The 23,801-nt window shown below is 45.5% G+C and carries 21 protein-coding genes, 1 tRNA gene, 1 pseudogene and 1 riboswitch; of the genes and pseudogenes, 15 read left to right on the top strand and 8 right to left on the bottom strand.

The features are described 5' to 3' along the window. The first annotated feature begins 237 nt into the window (after positions 1 to 237). From NYE54_RS03530 to NYE54_RS03570, 9 genes are all read left to right on the top strand, one after another. Entirely contained in the window at positions 238 to 1,035 is a 798-nt protein-coding gene (locus tag NYE54_RS03530) for a DUF817 domain-containing protein (RefSeq protein WP_339270072.1), read from the top strand. Positions 1,036 to 1,200: 165 nt separating this feature from the next. Next, positions 1,201 to 1,335, top strand: coding sequence for a hypothetical protein (locus tag NYE54_RS03535; protein ID WP_272914349.1), 135 nt, complete (start codon positions 1,201 to 1,203; stop codon positions 1,333 to 1,335). Between the two features lie 131 nt (positions 1,336 to 1,466). Next, positions 1,467 to 2,408: a GNAT family N-acetyltransferase gene (locus tag NYE54_RS03540; protein WP_339270074.1), complete on the top strand. Its 942-nt coding sequence runs from the start codon at positions 1,467 to 1,469 to the stop codon at positions 2,406 to 2,408. Between the two features lie 211 nt (positions 2,409 to 2,619). After that, complete coding sequence (locus tag NYE54_RS03545; protein WP_339270076.1) at positions 2,620 to 3,471, top strand: CPBP family intramembrane glutamic endopeptidase; 852 nt, start codon at positions 2,620 to 2,622, stop codon at positions 3,469 to 3,471. Positions 3,472 to 3,489: 18 nt separating this feature from the next. Next, positions 3,490 to 4,098 (top strand): TetR/AcrR family transcriptional regulator, encoded by a 609-nt coding sequence (locus NYE54_RS03550; RefSeq protein ID WP_339270078.1) that lies wholly within the window; start codon positions 3,490 to 3,492, stop codon positions 4,096 to 4,098. A 338-nt stretch (positions 4,099 to 4,436) separates the two neighbouring features. Next, positions 4,437 to 4,838 carry an Rrf2 family transcriptional regulator gene (locus NYE54_RS03555; RefSeq protein ID WP_076322244.1) on the top strand — a complete coding sequence of 134 codons (402 nt, stop codon included), beginning with the start codon at positions 4,437 to 4,439 and terminating at the stop codon, positions 4,836 to 4,838. A gap of 236 nt (positions 4,839 to 5,074) precedes the next feature. Beyond that, positions 5,075 to 5,716, top strand: coding sequence for a ThuA domain-containing protein (locus NYE54_RS03560; protein WP_339270080.1), 642 nt, complete (start codon positions 5,075 to 5,077; stop codon positions 5,714 to 5,716). 142 nt (positions 5,717 to 5,858) lie between these two features. Continuing rightward, a complete protein-coding gene (locus NYE54_RS03565) occupies positions 5,859 to 6,329 on the top strand; it encodes a DinB family protein (RefSeq protein ID WP_076322243.1) in 471 nt (156 codons plus the stop codon). 246 nt (positions 6,330 to 6,575) lie between these two features. Next, complete coding sequence (locus NYE54_RS03570; protein ID WP_339270082.1) at positions 6,576 to 8,030, top strand: MDR family MFS transporter; 1,455 nt, start codon at positions 6,576 to 6,578, stop codon at positions 8,028 to 8,030. Between the two features lie 201 nt (positions 8,031 to 8,231). Here NYE54_RS03570 and NYE54_RS03575 read toward each other — a convergent pair whose 3' ends face one another. Both NYE54_RS03575 and NYE54_RS03580 read right to left on the bottom strand, forming a co-directional pair. Next, positions 8,232 to 9,263, bottom strand: a complete 1,032-nt coding sequence (locus NYE54_RS03575) for a ribonucleotide-diphosphate reductase subunit beta (RefSeq protein ID WP_076322241.1) — start codon at positions 9,261 to 9,263, stop codon at positions 8,232 to 8,234. A 654-nt stretch (positions 9,264 to 9,917) separates the two neighbouring features. Next, a complete protein-coding gene (locus NYE54_RS03580; protein ID WP_098741781.1) occupies positions 9,918 to 12,251 on the bottom strand; it encodes a ribonucleoside-diphosphate reductase subunit alpha in 2,334 nt (777 codons plus the stop codon). 193 nt (positions 12,252 to 12,444) lie between these two features. Next, positions 12,445 to 12,678: riboswitch (cobalamin riboswitch) on the bottom strand. Between the two features lie 356 nt (positions 12,679 to 13,034). On the opposite strand from NYE54_RS03580, the gene NYE54_RS03585 reads away from it, so the two are divergent. After that, the gene (locus NYE54_RS03585) at positions 13,035 to 13,340 is read left to right on the top strand and encodes an MTH1187 family thiamine-binding protein (protein ID WP_076322239.1); all 306 of its coding nucleotides are present in this window, start codon (positions 13,035 to 13,037) and stop codon (positions 13,338 to 13,340) included. Positions 13,341 to 13,448: 108 nt separating this feature from the next. Then, positions 13,449 to 13,520 (top strand) — tRNA-Thr (locus NYE54_RS03590). Between the two features lie 116 nt (positions 13,521 to 13,636). On the opposite strand, the pseudogene NYE54_RS03595 reads toward NYE54_RS03590, so the two are convergent. Together NYE54_RS03595 and NYE54_RS03600 are read right to left on the bottom strand one after the other, a co-directional pair. Next, positions 13,637 to 13,844, bottom strand: a pseudogene (locus NYE54_RS03595) (tyrosine-type recombinase/integrase); the annotation flags it as partial. A gap of 109 nt (positions 13,845 to 13,953) precedes the next feature. Then, complete coding sequence (locus NYE54_RS03600) at positions 13,954 to 14,802, bottom strand: ATP-dependent DNA ligase (protein ID WP_339270086.1); 849 nt, start codon at positions 14,800 to 14,802, stop codon at positions 13,954 to 13,956. A gap of 268 nt (positions 14,803 to 15,070) precedes the next feature. Here NYE54_RS03600 and NYE54_RS03605 point away from each other — a divergent pair, with 268 nt between their 5' ends. Continuing rightward, the gene (locus tag NYE54_RS03605; protein WP_339270087.1) at positions 15,071 to 15,952 is read left to right on the top strand and encodes a DUF4183 domain-containing protein; all 882 of its coding nucleotides are present in this window, start codon (positions 15,071 to 15,073) and stop codon (positions 15,950 to 15,952) included. Positions 15,953 to 16,081: 129 nt separating this feature from the next. Continuing rightward, a complete protein-coding gene (locus NYE54_RS03610; RefSeq protein ID WP_339273382.1) occupies positions 16,082 to 16,366 on the top strand; it encodes a DUF4183 domain-containing protein in 285 nt (94 codons plus the stop codon). A gap of 1,054 nt (positions 16,367 to 17,420) precedes the next feature. Here NYE54_RS03610 and NYE54_RS03615 read toward each other — a convergent pair. The 3 genes from NYE54_RS03615 to NYE54_RS03625 all read right to left on the bottom strand — a co-directional run bounded on the left by NYE54_RS03615 (position 17,421) and on the right by NYE54_RS03625 (position 20,976). Beyond that, positions 17,421 to 17,966: a cupin domain-containing protein gene (locus NYE54_RS03615; RefSeq protein ID WP_339270089.1), complete on the bottom strand. Its 546-nt coding sequence runs from the start codon at positions 17,964 to 17,966 to the stop codon at positions 17,421 to 17,423. 506 nt (positions 17,967 to 18,472) lie between these two features. Next, positions 18,473 to 20,281: a LamG-like jellyroll fold domain-containing protein gene (locus NYE54_RS03620; RefSeq protein WP_339270091.1), complete on the bottom strand. Its 1,809-nt coding sequence runs from the start codon at positions 20,279 to 20,281 to the stop codon at positions 18,473 to 18,475. 491 nt (positions 20,282 to 20,772) lie between these two features. Next, positions 20,773 to 20,976, bottom strand: a complete 204-nt coding sequence (locus NYE54_RS03625; protein ID WP_339270093.1) for a hypothetical protein — start codon at positions 20,974 to 20,976, stop codon at positions 20,773 to 20,775. 306 nt (positions 20,977 to 21,282) lie between these two features. Here NYE54_RS03625 and NYE54_RS03630 point away from each other — a divergent pair, with 306 nt between their 5' ends. Then, complete coding sequence (locus tag NYE54_RS03630) at positions 21,283 to 22,014, top strand: N-acetylmuramoyl-L-alanine amidase (protein WP_339270095.1); 732 nt, start codon at positions 21,283 to 21,285, stop codon at positions 22,012 to 22,014. A gap of 560 nt (positions 22,015 to 22,574) precedes the next feature. Here NYE54_RS03630 and NYE54_RS03635 read toward each other — a convergent pair. Then, positions 22,575 to 22,907, bottom strand: coding sequence for a hypothetical protein (locus NYE54_RS03635; RefSeq protein ID WP_076322226.1), 333 nt, complete (start codon positions 22,905 to 22,907; stop codon positions 22,575 to 22,577). A gap of 246 nt (positions 22,908 to 23,153) precedes the next feature. On the opposite strand from NYE54_RS03635, the gene NYE54_RS03640 reads away from it, so the two are divergent. Next, positions 23,154 to 23,780, top strand: a complete 627-nt coding sequence (locus NYE54_RS03640; protein ID WP_339270097.1) for a DUF4352 domain-containing protein — start codon at positions 23,154 to 23,156, stop codon at positions 23,778 to 23,780. Positions 23,781 to 23,801: the final 21 nt, after the last annotated feature.

A 23,801-nucleotide genomic window follows, 5' to 3' on the forward strand; every position in this document is an offset into this window, starting at 1 on the left:
GAAAGGTATCAAGCGATTGAACGGGGTTGGTTGAACTGCATCATTGGCGTCATGCACAACCTCAAGTTATAGTCAAATAGGACGTTAACCGATGAGAGGGCAGCTGAAGGGCTGCTCTCTTTTTTTGCTATACACCCGTCAATGGATTGGACGAATTATGACAATGCTGTTCTTTTATTGAATTCGCGGTCTGTGGTAGGGTGAAGTATACGAATGTGCAGGTGGTAGGAGGAGCTTATGGAATTTATACGGAAGCTGTGGATTTTCGGTTATCAGCAGGCCTTGTCCTGCATATTTCCAGTGATTATCTTCGGCGCGCTGGGACTGACCAAGGTGATTGAAATTCCCGGTTTGGCGCGGTATGATCTCATCCTGCTCATATGTGTACTGGCACAAATCGGGATGTTGGTGAGCAAGCTGGAGACATGGGATGAGCTGAAGGTCATCTGTGTCTTTCACATCATCGGTTTGATGCTGGAGCTGTATAAAGTGCATATGGGCTCATGGTCTTACCCGGAGGAGGGCTGGAGCAAAATCGGCGGCGTCCCGCTGTACAGCGGCTTTATGTACGCCAGTGTAGCCAGTTATATATGCCAGGCATGGCGCCGAATGAATTTGCGCATCACCGGCTGGCCGCTGCCTGTGCTGACCGTGCTGATCAGCGCAGCGATCTATGCCAACTTCTTCACCCATCACTACGTGTGGGATGCACGCTGGCTTCTCACGGCATTGTTGTTCGTGGTTTTTGGCAGAACCATGGTGTATTTTGATGTGGACGGAAAAACCCTGCGGATGCCGCTGGTGCTGTCGTTTCTGCTGATTGGCTTTTTCATCTGGATCGCTGAGAATATTTCTACGTTTCTTGGGGCCTGGACCTATCCGGGTCAGGAGCGGACATGGAGCCTTGTGCATATCGGCAAAATCAGCTCGTGGTTTCTGCTGGTGGTGATCAGTGTCATTATTGTGGCTCAGCTGAAGCATCTGAAACAGGGCAGAGGACCGGCCAAAGACAATCCGAAGGGAACGGTCATGTAAATCCAGTATAGCGAATTTGACCATTCATTCGAAATCATGTATCCTATGGCTAATTAAGGTATGGAAGACTAACGTTGCGACTCGAGCTGTAAGGCGAGAGATTTTTTATGAACATAGATGTTTGGAACAGATGAACCGCGCGAAGCAGAAGGGAGGAGTATTCACATGAAAAAAAGATCATTGGCGTCTTTGGCAAAAGGCATGGGATACTCCACCGCTGTTTTCTTTGATCCGTCCGATAATGGGAGAAGTGTGTCCAAAATCGGATATTCAGCGATCAAGGATCCTTCCATTCGGTAACCGGATGAGGATGCAGTGGAATTGAACACCACAGGTCGCTTGCTTGTGGTTGCATAGATCGGCATGTACACCACAGGTGCGCTGTGGTGTTTTTTTGTATTTCTAATGTTTCAAACAAAGGAGAGGATACCATGTTTATGCAAGGGAAACAGATTTATGTCAAGTCGGTAGAGGAATCGGATGTAGAGGCACTGCTGAAGCTCGAGAAGGATAACCGGGACTTTTTTCAGCGGTTCACGGGCTTAAGGGAAGAGAGCTTCTACACCCATCAGGGTCAGCTTGAGCGGATCCGAAAGGCCATGGAAGCCAGCAAGGCAGATCAAGGGTATGTTTATGTGATTGGACTGCAGGACACCGGAGCGACTATCGGCGAGATTATGCTGACCGAAGTGGTGCGGGGGAATCTGCAGAGCTGCTGGATCGGTTACTTTCTGGACCAAGACCACAACGGAAAGGGCTATATGACCGAAGCGGTTCAATTGATTGTGAAGTTTGCCTTTCAGGAATTGAAGTTTCACCGAATTGAGGCGGGTGTGATGCCGCACAACCTGGGCTCGATCCAAGTGCTTTTGAAAGCTGGATTCCATAAAGAAGGCATTGCCCGGAAAAACGTGAAAATCAACGGGACATGGGAAGACCATCAGACGCTGGCTATTTTGAATGAAGCCGATGAGGAACAGCCGTCTCCAATTCAGCGGTACAATCCGCCAGGTATCGCCCCGCCGATCGGGCCTTATACCCATGTAACCAAGGTTCCGAGAGGGGCTGAGCTGTTGGTCTTCTCCGGTCAGGTGGGAACCGATAGGGAGGGGAACTTGCCGGAAGATATGAAGCAGCAGGTGGAGAATACCTTGGCGAACATTGAGAGGTTATTGGCAACGGAAGCGATGTCGGCGGATCATATCGTCAAAATCAACATTTGGGCGGCTCAGGAGGTCGACTGGGATCACTTCCACCAGGTATGGGAGAAATTCAACGGGGGGAAGGCGCCGGCTATGACGATGGCCTACGTACCGGCACTGGCGATGCCGTCCATTCAGGTAGAGATCGAGGTATGGGCAGCGAAGGGGTAAAACGACCAGGAGGATAGATCGAATCTTCAGCTAATTGGTTTATTCAACAAAATTAGCTGCTGATCAAGCAAAGAAGTGATGGTTTTTATAGGCAACCACGCAATAACAAGCGTCAAAATCTTTGTTCATTGTTGACAGACATATATTGGGTATGTATATTGTAATTACCGACTATTTAGTCGGTAATTACAATGAGAGATGGGTGCATGTCATGGAAAAAAAATATGGCCTTCAACCGCCGATACCATTCAGCTTCAAATCTGTAGCAGGGTTCATCGTTATTTTTATTATTTGGCAAGGCGGCACTTTATTATGGTTAAATCTTGTTAATGCTTTGATTCCCGCTACTCGCTCAGGATTACCTAGTTTAATCACACTTTATTTGTCTTTTTTATTCCTTATTCTCGGCATCTTCCTTGTCACCAAATATTTCTTCAAAATTCGTTTTAGAACATTTTTGTTTGAAGGTAAAAGGCCCGATTTCCGAAAGTTTGCGATTTATTTCTTGTGGTATTTTATGGCGCTTATTTTGTATTTGCTTGTCGATATCGTCGTGCATCCTCAAGCTTTTACGCTTCATTTTGACCCGCTTCCATGGTTAGGTGTACTCATTGTTACCGCTCCTTTGATTTTGGTTCAAAGTGCTGCTGAAGAGATTTTGTTCCGAGGTTATATGTACCGTATGTTTAGATCATTAAGAGGCGGTGTATTCTGGTCCATTTTCATCACTTCCCTAATTTTTGCCCTGATCCATGGTTTTAACCCCGAAATGCTAAACTACGGGATTTTTGGACCGTTGTATTACCTGCTGGGGGCATTCTTTCTGGGAATCGTTGCCTACCACACCAATGGTCTGGCTGCTCCCATCGGGATCCATTTTGCTACGAACATTTTTAATACATCCATTTGGGGGTATGGGTCTTCGACATTGGAAAACATGGGGCTGCAAAGCATTGTATACCGCCACACGCTAGATATGCCGTTTGCATTCTTTGGGATTTTTGCTATCGTTATCTCATATGGTGCTTTTCAATTTTTCAAGTATAAAAGGAACCGTTCATAAGGTTCCGGGAGGAGCTTTATGACCAGAAGACGATTGCCGGCAGAAGAAGCAAAAACGATTATTTTAAACCATGCCAAGTTGTTATTTATCGAAAAAGGTTATGATCGAGCTACAATGGACGACTTATGTGCATCGACACAGATGAGTAAAGGCAATTTGTATCATCATTTTAAAAATAAAGAGGTACTCTTTCTCCAATTGCTTACCCAGCATGCCGAAGACATGTCACAAAAGTGGCTTCGTTCGGCCGAGCAATCCACGTCTCCCAGCGAACAGTTGCTTGAAATGGCTGATTTATTCGGACGAGATTGTGAAAGTCCCTTAATCCAAGCACTCGAAGAGTATGCTAAAACACTTTCAAGCGAATCCGAAGCATTGGCTACATTGAGAGAGATCACAGAAGTAGCCTATCGTGCGATTAGACAAGTGCTGCAAAAAGGGATCGAGCAAGGCGTTTTTATTAATGAAGATATCGAAACGTTGAGTTTTGGTGTGATGTCCACATTAGCTGGAGCAACGCAGCTCTGCCTAACGATGCCAAAATTAAGCGGGGACGAATATGCAGCCCTGCATGTCAATGCGATCAAGCTGCTTTTAAAGGGAATATCGATTGATGATCCCAACTGAAAAAAGAGAACACACTTGCTGAAAAATATTCATTGCTCGGACATCGATGGTTGATAGATGTGCATCGTAGGCTTTCTTTACCCATGCGATCTACTAGGCACTTCCCCCATCGATCCGGGTACAGCTTTTTTAGCAGCCTTCGGCTCTGCCTGGCGAATTCATCCGGAGTGGTGTCTTCAATGACGTGGCTGTTTCTAAACCGGTCCTTTAATTGCCCACTCCTTTTTCTCCTGATGAAACTTCGTGAGATTCCAAGAAAAGCGCATGTTTTATGCTTGACGTAATGAAACGTAATAGTTATTATAGATCTGCAAAGTCCTTAATTGAGGTGATGTTGAATGAAGTACTCCAAGGCTACCGATTATGCCCTCCATACGATGCTATTTCTTACTGCGGCGACGCCCCAAAAACCAATAGGTGTACAGCAGTTGGCGGAGCGACAAAGTGTCTCTCCAACCTATTTGTCCAAAATACTGACCAAGTTGGTGAAGGCGGGCATGATTGAATCGATAACGGGGGTGAATGGCGGCTATCGACTCAAACGAAATTGGGAAAATATTTCGTTCCTAGATATTATTCATGCAATTGAAGGTTCGGCTTCCTTGTTCGATTGCAGTTTCGAACATGGACCAGGATGCCCGATTCAAAAGGTGGTGTTATCGGCAGAAGAGAAGATGGAAGAACAGTTGAGAAATCAGAAAATGTCGGATCTTGTGCGGGAACATAATATAGTCATATGACACTTCTTTTTTTAAAGTCAATTAGTGACAACAAGTGTCTTTAAAATCTACAATATCGATTTATAACTAACCGGGGTGGCTGTCCTACATGAGCCGCGATTTGGATCAAGAAGCGGCCGTGCCGCCGGATGTGTCTGCCGATCGCATCATGAAACTTGTGATGGACCAAAAGGCGTACCTTGGCGAACAGCATGAAGGACAAGAGTGACCCTGGCAAACGGGAAGGAGAGGAGACCATGAATATGAAAGCAATTGCGCTTGGACAATACGAGGGAGCGAAATATCATCCTTTTACGAATATTGATCACGAATTACAAACCATATTTGAACATATGGACATGGACGTTGAATGTACGGATGATTACGCCGTGCTTCAGGAGGATAAGCTGGAGGGCTATGATCTGTTTATATCGTACGCGGATTTTTCGGATCTGGAGATACCCGAAGATCAGGCACAAGCGCTCATATCCTATGTGAGAAACGGCGGAGGACTGCTAGTTATCCACAACGGTATCTCGCTGCAGCAAAGCAAAGAGCTGGAAAAGTTAATCGGCGGCAGGGTTACGGGACATCCGGAATATACGTCACTGCCAGTTCGATATAATCAAGGGAGTCACCCTATTGTGGAGAACTTAAGCGATTTTACGATAGATGAAGAACCGTTTCGGTTCGAGCTGAGTCCGCATGAATCGGCGGTTATACTTGCCGAATATGTGCATGATGGCCAGCGGTGGCCTGCTGCGTGGGCACACACATATGGCTCTGGCCGCGTGGTATATCTGATGCCGGGGCATCATCTTCCATCTTTCCAGGTAGAATCCGTGCGTAAGCTGATTCGGAATAGCGGAATGTGGGCTGCACGGGGGAGAGTAGAGTAGAGATTCGACACACTAATTTTATATAAACGTGCACCACTATTAAAGTGGTATTTTTTTATTGCGCCACGCATGGCGATTAACTAGGTGGTGAAATCCACAATTTAACCCATACGTATCTTATCATCAAAAGGGGAGCGAGAAGATGGATGTATTCGAAAGCCAGTATGAATTGATCCAACGTACAAGGGAATCATTATTTAGTTATTGCGAAACTATGTCCCCCACAGATTATGTTAAAGAAGTTGAAACCTTAGGCGGAGTTTCTATTCGCAGTCTGCATGCTCATGTAGCCGATTGTTATAGGGTATGGTTGGGGAGTCGTGCCCTTGGTCAATCACTTCCCAAAATAAAACCAGAATTCGTTGACAATGTACAGGAAATGCGTGAAGTTTTTAAGAAAACGGATGCCCTGGTTCATGAATTTCTGAATGAATTTAAAAACAAATGGGACCCTACCATTCCAGCATCCTGGCAGAGTAGCAGCGTAGAGTTAACCGAATTATGGCTTTTTACGCACACCATCACCCACGAATTTCATCATAGGGGGCAAATTGTAAAAATGGGCAGGCAACTCGGGTATATCCCGCCGAAAATGAACCTCGTTAAACCTTAGTGATCGTCATAGAAATACTTTCGGAAATGAAATCGAAAAAAATATTACTTTTAAGATGCCCGATTCAAAAGGTGGTGTTATCGGCAGAAGAAGAGATGGAAGAACAGTCGAGAAATCAGAAAATGACTGATCTTGTGTGAGAAATGAATATAGTTACATAACAAGCAATTCTTTTTTTAACTAATTAAAGACAACTGATATCTTTAAAGTCTATAATATTGGATTATTACGAGGAGAGTGGAGAATATGCAAGCAGCGACGCTAGAAGCACAGCATAATGCGGTGCAAAAATATAAAGTTATTCCAATCATGGTTTCCTTACTATTAAGCGGATTTATTGGGATGTTTAACGAGACAGCTTTAAACGTAGTGCTCAGCGATTTAATCAACCAGTTTCATATCACCGCCGCAACGGCCCAATGGCTGACAACAGGTTACTTACTGACCCTCGGCATATTGGTTCCGATATCCGGGTTGTTTCTCCAATGGTTTTCAACCAGACAATTGTTCACGGCTTCGCTCTTATTGGCTTTACTCGGCACAGCGGTGGCGACCGTTTCCCCAGGATTTGAGTTGCTCATGATTGCACGGGTCATTCAAGCTGCGGGCGTAGCAGTCATCCTGCCGCTGATGTTTCACACAGTGCTTGTCATTGTTCCACCTGAGAGGCGGGGGACGACCTACGGGCTGATCGGGCTTGTCCTTGTGGTTGCGCCTGCTGTCGGCCCTACCCTTTCCGGTCTGTTGATGGAGCAGCTTAGCTGGAACTGGATTTTCGGATTGACCCTTCCCGTTTTGGCGTTTTCTCTTCTGTTTGGAATGCGATATATGCAAAATATATCGACGATTACCAAGCCGAAAATAGATAGCTATTCGCTTATCTTATCCACGCTTGGCTTCGGCGGAATTGTATTTGCTTTTAGCAGTGCAGGGGAAGGAGAAGGAGGATTTGGAGCGCCCAAGGTCGTGATTCCGATGATTGTCGGCATATTGGCGATTTTGATATTTGCGGTACGGCAATTGCGAACGAAGCAGCCGATGATGGATTTGAGGGCATTCAAACAGCCTATGTTTACGGTTGGCACTGTTATGCTTATGATTGCCGTAATGGTGATGATGGCAGCCATGATTATGTTGCCCTTGTATTTGATCAGAGGCCTCGGCCTTAACGCTTTTTCGGCCGGACTTGTTTTGTTGACCGGGGGGATTGTGAACGCGATCACGCAACCGATTATGGGCAGAATATTCGATAAATTTGGGCCGAGATGGGTTGTTCCCGCGGGTATGGCCTTGATATCCGTCGTTCTCTGGTTTCTCTCAGGAATTACGACAACGACGACAATAACCCAAATCATTGTGCTTCACACCTTTTTGATGATCGGGATCTCCATGGTCTGGATGCCTTCGCAGGCGAATGGACTGAACCAATTGCCTCCTTCACTTTACCCGCACGGTAGCGCAATTATGAATACGGTCCAGCAGGTAGCGGGTGCGATCGGCATAGCGGTTGCGGTAAGTATCATGTCTGTGGGCATGAGCAGCTTTCTGAAGCAAACGGCAGACCAGGCGGACCCTGCTAACGCCGCGCTTGCTTTGACAGAAGGGATACAACATGTTTTTGATATTGCTGTTGTCGTTGCGATTGCAGGTTTCATCTTTTCTCTTTTCATGAAGCGTGTTCACATATTGGAGCAGAAATAATCCTCAATATTTGAAATTTGAAAATCAACCAGCGCGGCCAGCAGTTTCAGCGGGACGGAACCGATCACGTTCAGAAATGTCACCTTCATAAATGATGACACATTATTGTATTACATTTTATTGTAGGCGATCATATGATATAAAAAACCTCCGAGATCCCTGGTAAGGGAATCCCGGAGGTTTGTGTATTTGGAGAGGTTTTTATAGATCGTCAAAACCGTTGTCGTCGCCAACTTTGCCGTAGTTACGGGATTTAGCTTCGAAGAAGTCGGTCTTCGTCGCGTTAAGGGCTTCATCGGAGAAAGGCTTGATCCATGGCATGCAGTTAACGTCCACACCTTCGTAAGCTTTTTCCAGACCCATCATGGTGATGCGACGGTTCGCGATGTACTTGATGTAATCGCCCAATTCGTTCAGATCGATGCCGCGCACATTGCTGAGCGTGTAGTGGGCCCAGTTGGTTTCGAGCTCGACGGCACGGTCAATGGTGCGGTACAGGTAGTCGATGTTCTCTTTGGAGTTCAGCTCAGGGAAATCCTTGAGCAGCTGCTTGAACACTTCGGCGAAGAAGTAGCAGTGCTGGTTCTCATCACGCTGAATATAGGAGATCATCTGGCTGGTTGCCATCATCTTCTGGTCACGAGCGAGGTTGTAGAAGAAGGCAAATGTACTGTAGAAGAAGATGCCTTCCAGGATCAGGTCCGCGACCATCGCTTCGAAGAAGGATTGCGGCGACGGATTGTCACGGAAGTTCTGGTAAATGTTCGAGATGAACTGGTTGCGTTCCAGAAGTACCGGGTCATGCTTCCAGTATTCGAAGATGTCCTTCTGCTCTTGCTCCGATACGATGGAGGATAGCACGTAGGAATAGGATTGGTTGTGAACCACCTCTTGCTGACCGATGATAGCGGAGATGGCTTCGAGTGACGAATCAGTGAAGTAACGCTTCACGTCGCTGACAAACATCGTCTGCATGGAATCCAGAACAGCGAGCAGGGAGATGTTGATCTTGAAGGTACGCTGCTCTTCAGGGTCCAGGCGCGGGAACTGCTGCGCATCCTTGGACATCGGAATCTCGTCCGCGATCCAGTGGTTCAGCAGCAGGACTTTGTACAGCTTATACATATGAGGCATCCGAATGTCGTTCCAGTTCAAGATCCCGGAGCATTCACCTTCAATGACGCGAGTGGAGCGGTTGGGTGCTTCGGTATTAAATATCTTTTGCATTTGCATGCCGATTTTCTCTCCTTGTATATCATAGTAGGGCGGAAGGTTGAAGGGATCTGCTAGCCTATTCGAGGGACGGGTATCCACTCTCCAGCCGCTGTTGTCCGCCCTTTGCTTGAATGTATTTTTAAGGTTGCAAAGGGCTCCCAAAGGCGGACGTAAACTCTTCCGATTGGATACCCTTACCCTTGTAGTCTTTTATTAGAAAGCATATTCAACATTGCTTACAGCCGTTCGATGTGAGCCAAACATGCAGCGACTCCCAAAGGGAGAGCGATCCCAGCAGGCAGTAACTCACCAATCGCACGAAGTAACTCACAGTCTCTGCGCCGCATGAGAAGCGATTCCCAAGGGGAGAGCGATCCCAGCAGGCAGTAACTCACCAATCGCACGAAGTAACTCAATGGTCCCTGCGCCGCATGAGAAGCGATTCCCAAGGGGAGAGCGATCCCAGCAGGCAGTAACTCACCAATCGCACGAAGTAACTCATTAGCTTCCGCACTAAATTCCAGCGTTCCCGAAGGGAGAAAGCGTTCCTAGCCACTAAAGTAACGTAGAAGCGCCTCATTCAGAACCTAAGCACCTTGCGGGTGTCCAGAGGGCAGAGCCCTTGGGGCCCTCCCTTGGAAGGGAGGGTTTGGGTGGGTTCGAAATTAAAGGTTAGCTTGCACACGACTCGCACTCTTCAATCGTCAGCGCACGGCTGCGTACATAATAAGTGGACTTGATGCCGGCTTTCCAGGCATGCAGGTGCAGCTCCAGGAATTCCGAAGCCCGGATATCAGGGCGGACGTACAGGTTAAAGCTTTGCGCTTGGTCAACGTGACGCTGACGGGCGGCAGCCATTTTGATGGACCAATGCTGGTCAATCAAGAAAGCCGTTTTATAGTACCAGATCGTTTTTTCGGACAGATCCGGAGCCGGGTTAGCCACTTTGTAAGTGGTTTTTTCTTCATAAGACAGAAGTTCGTACAATGGATCGATGCTCGCTGTGGAACCCGCGATGATCGATGTGGAGCCGTTCGGCGCGATGGCAAACAGCCATGCGTTACGGACCCCGCTTTCTTGTACTTCTTGCTGCAATTCGCGCCATTGTTCGGTGGTTACGAACTTGCCTTCATGCTCGCCGTCGGTGTAACCGCGGAACGTGAAGTACTCGCCGCTCTCCCAGTCGGAGCCTTTGAATTTCGGATAGTGGCCTTTTTCCTTGGCCAACTCCATGCTGGATTTAACGAGCAGGTAGTTGATGTGCTCATACAGATTGTCGTTATATGCAACGGCTTCGTCGGATTCCCAGCGGATACCTTCCAGCGCCAGCAAGTGATGCAGACCGAAGGTGCCGAGACCGACCGCACGGTATTGGCTGTTGGTATATTGAGCTTGCAGAACTTCAATATTGTTAATGTCGATAACGTTATCCAGCATGCGAACCTGGATCGGAACGAGACGCTCCAGCACACCAGCAGGTACAGCACGAGCCAAGTGGATGGAGTTCAGGTTGCAGACAACGAAATCGCCAGGGATTTTGGAAATTACGATCCGGGTTTGGCCGTCTTTCGTAACCAGCTCCTCCTGCTCAACAACTGTCGGAGATTGGTTCTGCATGATCTCCGTGCACAGGTTGGAAGAGTAGATCATGCCATGCGCAGAGTTCGGGTTCGCACGGTTGACCGTGTCGCGGTAGAACATGTACGGTGTACCCGTTTCAAGCTGGGATTTCATGATGCGCTTCATAATGTCGATAGCTTGTACCGTAATGCGCGGCAGCAGCGGGCTCGCCACGGCTTCAGCATACTTTTGACGGAATTCGCCTTCGCCTTGTCCTTGATCATAGAAGTCTTCCAGGCCCAGCGGACGGCCGTTCTCGTCTTTCCAGCCCATGATTTTCTTCACTTCATGCGGACAGAACAGGCTCCACTCTTCACGTGCTTCTACAGCTTCCATGAACAGGTCAGGCAGACATACGCCGTGGAACACGTCATGTGCTCTCATGCGCTCGTCACCATTGTTCAGCTTCAGATCCAGGAAGGACAGAATGTCTTTGTGGAACACATCCAGGTAAACCGCGATAGCACCTTTACGAGTTCCCAATTGGTCAACGCTAACAGCGGTGTTGTTCAACTGGCGAATCCAAGGGATAACGCCGGAGCTGGTGTTCTTGTGACCGCGGATGTCAGAGCCGCGTGCACGGACTTTACCGAGGTACACCCCGATGCCGCCGCCCATTTTGCTGAGACGGGCGATATCCGTATTGGAATCGAAGATTCCTTCCAGGGAGTCGTCCACGGTATCGATGAAGCAGCTGGAAAGCTGGCCGGCTACTTTTTTACCTGCGTTAGACATGGTCGGCGTAGCGGCCGTCATATACAGGTTACTCATGGCCCAGTAGGCTTCTTTGACAAGGTCAAGACGCTTGTCAGCTGGCTCGTTGTGCATGAGGAACATCGCGATGACCATGTACCGTTCTTGCGGAAGTTCCATGACGCGACCGTCAAAGTCGTTTGCCAGGTAACGCTCAGCCAGTGTCAACAGCCCGATGTAATCAAACAGCAGGTCGCGGCTTGGATCGATGCATTCGCCGAGTTCTTCGATTTGTTCTTTGGTGTAGCTGGTCAGAAGATCCTCGCGATAAATGCCTTTCTGTACAAGCTCTGTAATGAGCGGGTAGAAGGCACCGTATGGTTCTTCCGGGTATGCTTTGTATCGGCGGTTGGTGGCCGCTTTTTTATATAAAGAGGTCAGAAACGAACGCGCAGCTGCAAACTTCCAATCCGGCTCCTCTTTGGTTACAAGCTCAAGGGCGGACATCGTGAAGGCGTTGCTGATTTCTTCGCCGGTAACTTGCTCACCGCGCAATTTGGCATTGACGCCGCGAAGCAGGCGCTCTTTATCGAGCATGTCCAATCCTTTTAGAGTCCGGTCGGCATAGACGGAGAGACGAATTTCATCAAAGGCGAGCTGACGGTTGTTCGGTTTAACTACGAGCTGGGGCATGAATAAATTCCTCGCTTTCTTCGGGGGAAATATGAAAAAGGACATCAAAAAAACATTTTCTAAAACCCGCGGGCAGGCTTGAAAATGTCCGTGCGCTGTGATTCGAAAATGACGTTTGCCATAAGCCCATGAATGGGCATGATGTTATGTACAGACGCAAGCTTAACGAACACTTACCTAAAACCCCGTAGGTTGGTGTCTGCTGCATATAGGCAGGTCTCCTGACTTGAGCTACTTCCCTCGGCATTGCCTCCCCTGAGACCTTGATCCGGTTCCTCGGTGGCATATGTCGTATGTGGATGGCTGATAGATCATAAACAGCCTTAGGCCCTTACAGTGGCGGGACCGTGATGGATTTACACCATGCTTCCCTATTAAGCCGGACTGCCTTATAGGTTGATCCGGCACCTACATACACTATATTTGGTTGTTGTTAATCTAATTTAACCCAATATATTGTGTTTGTAAACTATATTCTTAAAATTGAACGCAAAAAGAATTATAGCAAACGAGCGGCCATTGTGCCAGTTAAGAAACTGCCAAAAGGCCATAACATTTCCTGAATTGTGACCAAATGCGACCTTTTCTGCGCAGATACCACGTATATTATCGTTTTGACAAAATAGGATATATTCGTACGGACGAAATGAGGAAGATACACCATATCTTGTATGAAGTTACAGACAGACGGACTTTGATATGGAGGGTCAGAATTGATATGATAACTGTATCCGGGAGTTTAACATTCCATATAAATGAGATGCAACGAGGGAGGTATTCAAGATGGCTATAGCGGAGGTAACGGTGATTCCGATCGGAACCGCAACAACGAGCTTGAGTTCTTATGTTGCCGAGATGCAGCGTATATTGAAACAACAGGATGGAATATCCTATGAGCTAACTTCGATGAGCACCATCATCGAGGGAGAGCTTAACATGATCTGGCGGGCGATTGAGGCTTTGCATGAAGCGCCTTTTCTGTCCGGTGCGAAGCGTGTATCGACTTCCGTGAAGATCGACGACCGCAGGGATCAAGTCTCCTCGAGCAAACAGAAGATCCAGTCCGTGCAGGAGAAGTTAGGCGGGTAATACCGCCAGTTACGGAGGATATTTCCGTAAGAATAGGACTTGCATTTTGCTGCTGAAGTATTATAATAATTTTTGTTGTTTCGTGAGGAATATCATCGAACCACATTTGCTGGTGTAGCTCAGGGGTAGAGCAACGCACTCGTAATGCGTAGGTCGGGGGTTCAATTCCCTTCACCAGCATCTTTACAAAGTCAATAATGGCGCGGTTTTCCGAGTTTTTTCGGAATCGCGCCATTATTGTTTAATAACCTACACATCTAACATTCTTCTAAGCTTTAGTCGAGCAAAGTGGGTTTTTAGTCCTCGATTTGGTTCCCTAAGATTGAGTCACCGATTGTATTAAGAACAGCTTCTTGTAAGTTGGGTAGTACGTGGGAATACGTATCTAAGGTTACATTAATAGAAGAATGGCCTAGACGTTCCTGAACGATTTTGTATACCTGCTTTTAGAAGAAGTGTAGCGTGGGTATGGCGGAGATCGTGAAATCGAATCCTCGGAATTCTCTTTATTTTGTTGGTGATCATTACAAGTGCCTTCGTATAAGACTCCCCGAATAACAAAGACCCTACCTGCAAATCCTGGTGGGGTTCTTTCACATAAACGAAATTTTAATTAATAGTTGAGTTCCGTTAATACTGGCGTTCGCAACATCCCCGATTTGAACCAGTTTCTATATTTCACCCGCCCCTGGATCATCGGATTCAAATAAACGAATTTTTTATCCTCACCTGTGACAAGGAATTGACTCTTCGAATAAAACTCTTTCCTGGTTGCCTTTGTAACATATTCGACAATCCCAGCCGACCGAAGACCACCAGACTCATTCTGAACCGCGGCAAGTAATCCGAATTCGTTTTTTCGATACCCGGTTAGGATCACGTTAGTATACGACCAATTAATAACCTTCTGCCAGGCTGGTGATCGGCTGCTTACATATAGACTATTCTTTCGTTTGCCGACCATCCCTTCAAGTTTTCGGTTCACCATCTGTTCAAATAAAGCTTCGCCTGCGCCTTCCACGAAGGGAATGACGCCAAATTGCTGATTTGGCATTTTTATGCCGGCAAGGATCTCTTTGCGCTGCAGCAGTGGCATCTTCCGAAGGTCTTGCCCTTTGTATTGCAATATGTCGAACACAACAAACGTAACTGGAGAAGATATGGTCAGCTGCTTGATGCATTGGTCCTTACTTGCTTTAAACCGGACCATAACTTCCTCAAAGTCCACGCCGTCGGGACCGGCACATGCTACTTCACCATCCAGAAGGATGTCATCATCAAACGGAACCAAGAGTTCAGGGTATTGTTGTGTACATTCCGTCTCATGACGAGTATAAAGCCGGATCCGGCCGGACTGTTGGGAAAACAGGAGCCTGTGCCCGTCAATCTTTGGTTCGAATATATAGTGCGAATCTGAGAAAGGAGCTGGCGCTGTTGCGAGTAGCATCGGTTCAATAAACATAAAAAACACCTCGAAATAATTATAACGTTCAAGGATATGCTGATCAGGCGGTAAGTTATGTCATAACAGATAGCGGCGCTGATTTTTGGGCTCAATACTTAAGTATAACGAAATAGGATATCCCTAAATAAAACGCCTATTTTTTATCTGGAATGGTTCCGGTTTGTTTGATACAAGTTATTTGTCCACCCCCATGGTGTGCATTTGACATATAGATATGACTATACACACAGTTATAAAGTCTAAGAGAAGGTGGCGAAAATGAAGGGTGGCAGCTAAACGAAAGTACAAATGTTTAAAGGCAAAAAGAAAATACAAATGTACCAAAAGAATTAAAAAAACAGTTTTTCTTAAGAAACTCCTTTGTAAAAGGTGCATATCAAAGTGGTGTTTATTAAATAGAAGAAAGCAAAATCTTCAAGCTCTAATTAACCAGAAAGCCTTACAAGCTGCAATACAGGAAGCTAAATCCAAAATGAAAGCTGAGTTAGCTAAATTGTGTGAAATGCAGAAATCCCTAAGCCAGCCAGGTATTCAAGGGATTTCAGGTCCGCAAGGCCCACAAGGACCACAAGGAGAAAGAGGGTTGGATGGATCACAAGGTCCTCAAGGACCGCCAGGGCAACAAGGACCACAAGGAGAAAGAGGGTTGGATGGATCACAAGGTCCTCAAGGACCGCCAGGGCAACAAGGACCACAAGGAGAAAGAGGGCTTGATGGATCACAAGGTCCTCAAGGACCGCCAGGGCAACAAGGACCACAAGGAGAAAGAGGGCTTGATGGACCACAAGGCCCACAAGGCCCACAAGGCCCACAAGGCCCTCCTGGAGAAGTAGTCATTCCTGAAGTTACTGTCACTACTGCAATTAACCGTTATTTTTATGAACCAGAAACAGATCTGGATCTAACTATGTCAGCTATGATTCCAGCCGGTCAATTCACGAACGATATGGGAGCCCCCGTGGTGGAATTCTTGGCCCTTGGCCCAAACAGCTTTAACAATCTTTATATAAATGGAATTCTTCAGCTCAGTAACTCGTACGATGTAAATTCGCTCAGCTTATTTTTTCCAGCCCAAAGTAGCACAATCTATGCAGGTACTCCGATCGTTTTAGAAACAGTAGAGTTAACGGCTAATGTTATTGTCTAGCAATTTTTGGTAATATGCCTGCGCAATCCCTGAACTCTTGCATTAAATGGATAAGAGGATCAGGCATGCTTTCAAAGATTTCAGCTTGAGTTTCAGCATGATCCTCAACAAAGAAGGGAGGCGATGAAAATGCCAATAGTACCACCGTATCAAAACAGTAGAAGATTCACTTCTACAGTTGGTGCTGGAACGGGAACAGGAGCAACATTCGCAATTGCAGCCACAGCTTTTATCAATGATGTAGGAACAGCTGCCACGGTATTTCCGAGTACGTTCAACTATTACAACCTTTATGTGAATGGTATAATGCAAACGGCTGATGTTTCTTCTGTTACAACAACGACGATTACCATCCCTGGCGGAGATGCGTTAGATCCCGGAACACCTCTTGTAGTTCAATTCGTTGTCTCTTAAATGTTGGTATATTTGCTCTTATCCAAAAGCCCTGCTCTGTTTTTAAAGGAGCAGGGCTTTTTCTAAATACAAAAGGGGATGATCTTCCCAGATAGTGCTTTCTGAAACAAAATGCACTATTACATTGTGGCTGTTCGATGAGTATGAAGATAGAGTTAACAGGTATTATCGTACTGATCCACACGTTCAGACGAGAAATCAAATTGTCTTTAGCTGAAGGTGAATGGCAATGGATAAAGATTGATGAAATTGTTTCTGCTCACTAGAAAATTGCCCGCTAGCATTTAGCTGACGGGCCTCAGTCTTCTAACAGAACTTCTAACAAATCTTCTAACGGCCAAGAAATACTTCAAGAACCTTAAACGGATCTAGGCTTATAAAAACCAATAACTAAAAGGCTTCCGGAACCCAGTAGAACCTTGCCGAAATCTACAGTATCGCACTCGTAATGCGTAGGTCGGGGGTTCAATTCCCTTCACCAGCATCTTTATAAAGTCAATAATGGCGCGGTTTTCCGAGTTTTTTCGGAATCGCGCCATTTTTGTTTAATAACCTACACTTCTAACATTCTTCTAACCTTTAGTCGAGTAAAGTGGGTTTTTAGTCCTCGATTTGGTTCCCTAAGATTGAGTCACCAATTGTATTAAGAACAGCTTCTTGTAAGTTGGGTAGTACGTGGGAATACGCATCTAAGGTTACATTAATAGAAGAATGGCCTAGACGTTCCTGAACGATATCAGTTTTATACTCATCAGCTTCGGAGAGCATTCGGCTTGATTCAGGATGACGACTCGAGGAAAGCTGTAGACTATAGATATATGTAAGGTTATTCATATAAAGAGACGAAGCTGTTCTTTCGGCATGGTCTGAGTGACAGCACTATTCGTCGGAAGGTAGCTGAGAGCACAGAGAGCATGGCCAACATGCTTAAGCTCATGGGGTTCTTTGATCAAGATAATGTGGAATTTTGAAAGGGGAATAAATACAGCGGCTAACTGAGATGTCAAAACCCCAGTTTGCCGCTGTTTTAATTTTAAAGGTTTTATCCTTTATTTTACCTAGCAGACATGGCATCTGCTTTGGTTTCTTGAACCGTGCCATATGGATGCTCTGGAGGAGCATAGATCACGTATACTTTTAGTGGTACATTCCCCATGTTGGTTACATTGTGCCATTTTCCAGCCGGTATCATGATTGCATAGTCATCATAGGCCATTTTTTGAAAATCCAAGTTATCTTTACTATCACCCATTTGAACAAGTCCTTTACCTTGTTCAATTCGTATGAATTGATCAGTTGTAGGATGAACTTCTAAACCAATGTCATCTCCAACATTAATACTCATTAGTGTCACTTGAAAGTGCTTCCCTGTCCATAAGGCGGTTCGGTAAGTATTGTTTTGTTTAGCTGCTTGATCAATATTCAACACAAGAGGCCTTTGTCCATAATCAGTTAATTTCATATTCTCATCATTACGATGCCAATTGTTATTGTTCCAACTCGAATAACGAAAATTCAAATTATCGCTCCAATTTTGGTTATTCCAGTAGTTATGCGCAGGATTATACCCTTGGTAAGGGTGGCATGGATAACGGTACATATTCAATCTCCTCTTCATGGTTTCGTAATTTTCTATCTATCCTATGCAGTAGCCTATATAGAGGAGACAACAATGGGCTGGAGCCTATGGCTTATAACAATATTATCGACCGTTTTTTGGAAATGATATTTTTTCCTTTAAAACGGCTCTTAACAAGATATCTGGTCGCTGGGATGAAGGAGCGCTTTTCCTGGTTATTGGAAGAGTCATCCAGATTATCCTCCGGCCAAGGAGGATATGCAAATCGATAGGGAAAAAACAATTATTGTTAAACTTTCTTGTCTATTCGTCTAATAAGTCCAATATCGTACCAGCATTAATAAAAATTGCCCGCCAGCTTTTAGCCAGCGAGCCGTAGTCCTCTACCAGAAACTCTACCCAAATCAGGAACCATTGATCATCTCAGCAGAAGTCATTCAAAAATGTCTGGAAGATGAAATCATCATAAAAACAAGCAGGTAGCGCTGCAAGCGCCGGGAATCATCCCGGCGCTTGCGCATGTCTAACTATTGTAAGAAATCTTTCTTGTTCAGCGCATGATCGACGATACGAATTTCGCTGATCCATCCGTTAAATACGCCGTCCAGCTTATTGGCATATTGGCTCGCGCCGATGATCCACGGTTTGCCGGTCGTGGCGATGCCCTGCGGCTTTGTGTCGGGATTGCGCAGTACTTCTACACCGTCGATATACATCTTCGTCGATTGTCCGTTGTTTACCAGCGCGATATGATGCCAGCTGTCGTCCATTTCCCACGACCAACTCGTTTGCTCGCTTCCGTAATTAAGCGGGAAGGACGCCCATTGAATCTCCCGTAAGCTTGACACAGCTAACGTTGCTAGCGGAGCGTCGGCGTCACCTTCTTTCTTGCCGACGTCTTGTCCGGTGCCGTACCGTCCCAGAATGCCCATCCAGGAATGCTTGTCGGCGTCAAAGTCAGGCCCGAGCTTCACGACCGCTTCAATCGTATATCCGTTCGGGAATGTCAGTGCATTGATAGGCGCTTGATCGGATGTTTTCAAATACGAGCCTCTCTTTTGCGACTTGTTGTTGAAAAAGCGAATGCCCGAATTGCTTTGGGGATTTTGCGCATTTCCTTTGTACCAGATCAGATCGCCTGGCTTGGCGTCGCCTTCGTCGATACGGTACAAATCGTTGCCTTTGCCGGAAAGATCTTTGACCGCTGCTCCCTTGCCAGTCACAGCTTGCCCTTCAGCGGCCGAACGGTTGTCCATTTGCCAGTAAGCGACCGTACCTTCTACTTTTGGCACTTCTTTATTGACGGAAATGATGGGCTGGAACCCGGAGAACCGTTCTTCAAAATCCATCGCGACTGTAAAATCGTTAAAATCGTCTACTAATTTCTCCTCATCAAACGCGGTTCTTTGTTTCTCCGGCATTCCCATGACCCATGGGGAGAAGGAGGATGTATGAATGCGGTTCTTGTCCATATCGAATTCAAGCGTTCGTAACATTCCGTTGCCGCCGTGAAAGGCGCTCTGATAATCAACGACCATCATAACAACGTCGTGACCTTTGTTATTTTTCTTGACCGTATGAGCATAGCCATGATGATGACCGTTTACGGTGAGGAAGATTTGATCGTTCTTCGCAATCAGTTTGTCCCATAGAAATTGCCCATGATCTGTCATGACGGCTGATTTTTTGTCGTTGGAAATGTTCAGCAGTTGGTGGGTGAACATCATGACCGGGTACGTAGGATGTTTGTCGATTGCCTTTTGCGCCCACTTCAACGTCTCTTCGGATGCTCTCCAATCCAGGAAGAGTGCCATGTACTTTTTCCCGGACCCTTCAAAAATATAGTAGGAATTAAATCCGTCCTCCGAATGGCCGGTAAAACCCGGGATGTTTTTCATCCGATCTGTCGAAAAATAGTTCAAAAACGGTTCCTTGGCTAAATCCCGTTCGTTATCGTATTGCTGCGAGTTGAGCACATCATGGTTTCCTGCCAAAAAGCCGTATGGAAGCTTGGCTTTATCGAATACTTTCATCGCCTCGTCGGCGTTGCGCCATTCGTATTCTTCATCGGCGCGATCAACCAAATCACCTAAATGTGCGGTGAACACAATATTTTCTTTTTTCGCGTTTTTTGCGATCCAATTCGTTTGCGACAGCCAAAGCTCGTTTTTGTAACGCGCATACTTTTGCGTATCCGGCAGTATGGCCATTTTGAAGCTATTGTCGCTATCTGGTGAAGTGGCCGGACTTGCGGACGCTTGAAAGCCCGACAGCAGCCCCACAATCATCGTCGCTGGCAACAGCAGCGCGAGCAATTTCTTGAATTTCTTTTTCATTCTGTCATATCCCTTCATCGATGTAATGTGATAGGGACATTGTACGGAATATGTATTACCGGGATGTTAGGAGAGAAACGGATTTGTGTAAAGTATGGAAAATGGTCTGTGCTGATTAAATTGCCGTTGGCTTCCAGTGTGGATCAATCGGCAGTATATCGATCATGGGAATCGCGAGCACCCGGCCACTAAGCTGTGAAGGAGTGATCAAAGAGTCATAAGGAGAATGCCTAACACTAGAAAAAGGGCTCCTAAAACGATCCAGAGAAGCCCACTGGATTTGATATATTGAATGTAGTCCGAGCTTGGCTCAGACTCGTGTTTTACCTGCCAACTCTTATATAACGAACCCCATGTGGGTTTGCGTATCCTCAATAGACCACGTATTAGAAAAACAACAGCGAACAGGATAAGTGTAAACCCAGACATATAACCAGCCCCTCATCAATGGCTTAATGAAAAAGTTAAATGCGAGTAATACATATTACACGTTAGAAAAAAGTAGATGACCCTAAAAGAGCTAAAATAATACCAAAACTAACAACAAATACTCCGAGAAACTGCATTTTTAATATATCATTATCATCTATTTCATGGTATTCATCCCGATTCATGCGGATTGCCATTTCTTCAGGATTTCTGAATATTAATAGACCAAGCCAGATATTAATGGCACCGACGAACATGGTAAACATAGAATCAACCCCTTAACAGACAATACGCAAATCCCAATTTTAGGTTCCATTAAATGTAAAATGCAGGGCTCGTATCTAAACTCAAAAGGTGACTAGAAACCGATCTAGGCCGCTCAATATAGGCACAAGCAAACACCGAATGTGCTAAACAGGAGTATCTTATATATATACTCGTCCTTGCAGTAGGACTTACAGTTGCTTGCCTAATATAACCATTGAAACATTAGTTGGAAGCAATTGTTGCAGTTGCCTTCGCTGTAATGGATCACCGGGCTATTCAACAACCTACAAAGGCGGTGAATGATCGTGAAAAAGGTTTGGATTGACGCAGGGCATGGCGGGAAGGATTCCGGAGCAACCGGAAACGACCTGCAGGAGAAGGAAATCGTATTAGCGGTGTCTCTTGCTGTGAAGAAACGATTGGAATCGGAATATGGCGATGTCCAAGTACTACTCTCCCGATCCTCGGATGTGTTCCTTGAATTGGCTGAACGGACCCATAAGGCAAACGCTGCTGGCGCCGATATCCTAGTTAGCATCCATTGTAACGCGGGTGGCGGTGCTGGGGGCTTTGAGTCATATCGATATACCTCGGCAAGCTCGGCTTCGGTAAAATTGCAGAACGTTATGCACACGGAAATCATGAGTACCATTAAATCCTTCGGTGTCATCGATCGGGGGCAGAAGGCCGCTAATCTGCATATGGTCCGTGAATCTAAGATGCCTGCTGTCTTAACCGAAAACTTGTTTATCGATGTGGCGGCAGATGCAGCCAAGCTTAAACGGCAGGATGTGATTGATTCTATTGCGATCGGTCATGTGAATGGCATTGCTAAATATTTGGGACTTCAGAAGAAAGAGGGGGGCGCTACGGAGGAGGATAAGGTACATGTCATCGTAAACGGGAAGCAAATCGCGGACGGCAAGCTTGAGAATGGCGTGACCTATGTGCCGCTTCGGGCTATCGGTGAGGCGTTAGGCGCCAAGGTTGTCTGGGATAACAAGACCAAGACGGCTACAGTTACAACAAAGCCATAAATTATTAAGACCTTACTGGCTTGGACGCTGGCAGGGTCTTTGTTTTGTTTACCAAGTATGCATTTCTAAAACTCAATATTTTAGTAGTATCCGAATTCATTAACAGAGCTTCCCGATTAATTCAGGGAGTGGGGTTATTCGTTGGTATAAATTACAGGATTGGAAATATTAGTGTAGAATAATAATACATGAAGGAAATCATTGTAGCTGCAGTAAGTACCTTTTATGGAGGTTACCAGATGGCATTATATGATCCATTTGCAGATAATTAGATGAACCCAAAAGAATGGATAATTCAGTAGATTTGCTTCCTTCTTTATTAGCTGTCGTAGGACATAAATCGTCAAACCATCTTTCCTAGTTCAGCCTAATTACAATACCATCAGAAACCTGAAACAATTTATGTCCCTTTAATCATAATTTAAGCTTCCATTAATATTTGGAGCATATGATAAAAGCACCCCTTAAAAAATATATCAGAAGCCCCTCTAACATCGGTTAGAGGGGCTTCTTTGGTTATCTTCCCTCGCCTGCGTACAGGCGGATTTCTGATTGAATATTTAGAATCCCAGCCATTTCGTGATATAAGCGGATACGGCTAACTCCTGAAAATCCTGCCAGCTGCGAAATGGGGTATGTTCAACGATAAATGGGTTAATCGTATGTCCTTGTATGAATTCGTCAAACTCTTCATCTGTGCTTCCCTCATAACCTGCGGCTTTCAGCAAGTGACCGATTGAAGAAAACTTGGTATGTCTTTGAATAAATGATTCCGAGAACAATTCTTCCACGGGCACTTCTTGTTTCATGTCCGAGAGCCTTGCGGCATTTTCGCGAATTTCTGATAGCTTCTGTTCATCCAGTCCGTCTAATCCACTGATCCCAGTATTCATTATGCCCACCTCCAAAAAGTTGCACGTCACTCTATTATACATATACGAGTATGCTGAATTATTGGATTCGCTTTTTTTTGAAGCGGGTATTGACTTGTTAGTTTTATAGAGGAAGAGAATAGGGAAATTCGTTATACTGAATGGTTTAAATCTTGCATAAGAAAATGTCGAAATGTTAAGAAAATAATAGAAAAATCATATATGGTATGATAATGTGGTATATATTACCTACACGGAGGTCAGTAAATGAGAACAAAGTTTGGTTTGATTTTGATGATTTGTGCAATTTTAGTTATTTCGGCATGCGGAAATAATCCTACGAGCAGTGACTCCGCCAAGCAAGACGAAAGTGTCAATGCAGCTGGGGAGACCGTTAAGGATGAGCCGAGCAAAGAAGCAACAACAGAGCCAGCCAAAGAGGAGCCAAAAGAGGAACCAAAAGAGGAACCAAAAGAGGAACCAAAAGAGGCTTCTAACAAACCTGGAGAAAAATTCACCTTAGGTGATTGGGAAGTTGTACTTGATTCGTTTGAGTTTGATCAAAAAGTAAGTGCAGATATGTTTTCGTCAAGTGCTGATGAAGGCAACAAGTTCCTTATTCTAAATTATACAGTCACCAATAATGGTAAAGAGGCAAAGGATTTCACATCAATCATTGGTGGCGTTAATATGAAAGCCATATTTAAAGAGGAATATGAGTATAACTATACGGTAACCATGATCGATGGCGATCTGGGAACAGGCAGCATCAAGCCTTTGGCTACGAAATCCGGATTTGTTGTCATAGAAGTACCCGATGGCGTAGCTGATTCTAAAGAAAGCTTGGTCATCAAGCTTGAAGATCAGGACAAGGCACAAATCACATTACGATAACACCGAGAGAACGACCGATGC

This window comes from Paenibacillus sp. FSL K6-1330 (assembly GCF_037976825.1).
Taxonomy (GTDB): Bacteria; Bacillota; Bacilli; order Paenibacillales; family Paenibacillaceae; genus Paenibacillus_AQ.

Coding starts and splice junctions, on each gene's coding strand:
- NYE54_RS03530 (WP_339270072.1), top strand. CDS start 238: ATGGAATTTATACGGAAGCTGTGGATTTTCGGTTATCAGCAGGCCTTG.
- NYE54_RS03535 (WP_272914349.1), top strand. CDS start 1,201: ATGAAAAAAAGATCATTGGCGTCTTTGGCAAAAGGCATGGGATACTCC.
- NYE54_RS03540 (WP_339270074.1), top strand. CDS start 1,467: ATGTTTATGCAAGGGAAACAGATTTATGTCAAGTCGGTAGAGGAATCG.
- NYE54_RS03545 (WP_339270076.1), top strand. CDS start 2,620: ATGGAAAAAAAATATGGCCTTCAACCGCCGATACCATTCAGCTTCAAA.
- NYE54_RS03550 (WP_339270078.1), top strand. CDS start 3,490: ATGACCAGAAGACGATTGCCGGCAGAAGAAGCAAAAACGATTATTTTA.
- NYE54_RS03555 (WP_076322244.1), top strand. CDS start 4,437: ATGAAGTACTCCAAGGCTACCGATTATGCCCTCCATACGATGCTATTT.
- NYE54_RS03560 (WP_339270080.1), top strand. CDS start 5,075: ATGAATATGAAAGCAATTGCGCTTGGACAATACGAGGGAGCGAAATAT.
- NYE54_RS03565 (WP_076322243.1), top strand. CDS start 5,859: ATGGATGTATTCGAAAGCCAGTATGAATTGATCCAACGTACAAGGGAA.
- NYE54_RS03570 (WP_339270082.1), top strand. CDS start 6,576: ATGCAAGCAGCGACGCTAGAAGCACAGCATAATGCGGTGCAAAAATAT.
- NYE54_RS03575 (WP_076322241.1), bottom strand. CDS start 9,263: ATGCAAATGCAAAAGATATTTAATACCGAAGCACCCAACCGCTCCACT.
- NYE54_RS03580 (WP_098741781.1), bottom strand. CDS start 12,251: ATGCCCCAGCTCGTAGTTAAACCGAACAACCGTCAGCTCGCCTTTGAT.
- NYE54_RS03585 (WP_076322239.1), top strand. CDS start 13,035: ATGGCTATAGCGGAGGTAACGGTGATTCCGATCGGAACCGCAACAACG.
- NYE54_RS03600 (WP_339270086.1), bottom strand. CDS start 14,802: ATGTTTATTGAACCGATGCTACTCGCAACAGCGCCAGCTCCTTTCTCA.
- NYE54_RS03610 (WP_339273382.1), top strand. CDS start 16,082: ATGCCAATAGTACCACCGTATCAAAACAGTAGAAGATTCACTTCTACA.
- NYE54_RS03615 (WP_339270089.1), bottom strand. CDS start 17,966: ATGTACCGTTATCCATGCCACCCTTACCAAGGGTATAATCCTGCGCAT.
- NYE54_RS03620 (WP_339270091.1), bottom strand. CDS start 20,281: ATGAAAAAGAAATTCAAGAAATTGCTCGCGCTGCTGTTGCCAGCGACG.
- NYE54_RS03625 (WP_339270093.1), bottom strand. CDS start 20,976: ATGTTTACCATGTTCGTCGGTGCCATTAATATCTGGCTTGGTCTATTA.
- NYE54_RS03635 (WP_076322226.1), bottom strand. CDS start 22,907: ATGAATACTGGGATCAGTGGATTAGACGGACTGGATGAACAGAAGCTA.
- NYE54_RS03640 (WP_339270097.1), top strand. CDS start 23,154: ATGAGAACAAAGTTTGGTTTGATTTTGATGATTTGTGCAATTTTAGTT.